Source organism: Prescottella agglutinans, assembly GCF_004011865.1.
GTDB lineage: Bacteria > Actinomycetota > Actinomycetes > Mycobacteriales > Mycobacteriaceae > Prescottella > Prescottella agglutinans.
Genome location: NZ_RKLP01000021.1, coordinates 1 through 1,082, shown reverse-complemented (window position 1 = coordinate 1,082; position 1,082 = coordinate 1). Strand labels below are relative to the sequence as shown.

The 1,082-nt window shown below is 64.3% G+C and carries 1 protein-coding gene; it reads right to left on the bottom strand.

Features of this window, described 5'->3' with window-relative positions; genetic code table 11:
* Window positions 1-12: 12 nt before the first annotated feature.
* Window positions 13-978, bottom strand: a complete 966-nt coding sequence (locus EGT67_RS24960; protein ID WP_127918794.1) for an IS481 family transposase — start codon at window positions 976-978, stop codon at window positions 13-15.
* Window positions 979-1,082 lie beyond the last annotated feature (104 nt).

The following is a 1,082-nucleotide window of genomic DNA, read 5'->3' as shown; positions in this document are numbered from 1 at the left end:
TGTACCTGGCCATCAGGTTGGTTGCAGTCGGCTGATCGGTGGTAGTCCTCCGAGTGCGCTGTGGCGTCGTCGAGTGTTGTAGTACTCGAGCCAAGGTGCAAGCGCGTCGGCGCGTTCGGTGTTGCTGGTGAAGACCTGTCGGTAGGCCCATTCGGTTTGCAGGGTCCGGTTCAGGCGTTCGACCTTGCCGTTCTGCCACGGGCAGTGCGGTCTGATGAACTTCTGCCGGATCCCGTGTTCGGCGCAGACCGTCCGCAGGGACCATTGGTAGGCCCAGGCGTTGTCGGTCATCAGCCGCTCGATACTCGGGATGCCGTGGTCCGCGAAGTAGTCGATCGCGCGTGCCAGGAAACCTGAACAGGTGGAACCTTTTTCGTCGGGGAGGATCTCGGAGTAGGCGAGCCGGGAGTGGTCATCGACGAGCGAGTGGACGTAGTCGAATCCGGTCCGGGTGCTGCGGTCGCGGGCTGTCGATCCGATGGCCCGTCCGTGTGCGCGCCATCCACCGCCGTCAGGGATCCTGCCGAGTTTCTTGACATCCATGTGCACCAGCTCGCCGGGCCGCTCACGTTCGTAGCGCACAGCGGTGGTTTTCGACGAGCGGATCACCTGACCGGTCATCGGGTCGCAGTCCGCCAGATACGGCGCCTGGTGACGGCGCAGGACTCGCGAGACGGTGCGGGCCGGCACCCCCAGTTCGGCTGCAAGCCAGTCCGGTCCGCGCCGTTCATGCATGCGGAGCTCGACGATCCGGGTCTCGACCTCGGCTGCGGTTCGGGTCGGCATCGTGTGCGGGCGGGAGGACCGGTCGTGCAATCCAGCTTCACCCTCGGTCTCGTAGCGGGCCACCCACGTGGACACGCACTTGCGGGATATACCCATTGCGCTGGCGATATGGGCTTTCGGCCAGCCATCTCGGTAACGCTCGACGATGAGCATTCTCCCGAGATAGGTGGTGCGGGCATTACGGTGGGACACGAGAACCTCCGAGCGGATGTGGGCCTTAGACAAGCCACACCCCACTCGGAGGTTCTCTTCACATCAAGCCGACACGCCCGCTACCAACGTCCTGGCCGGGTACA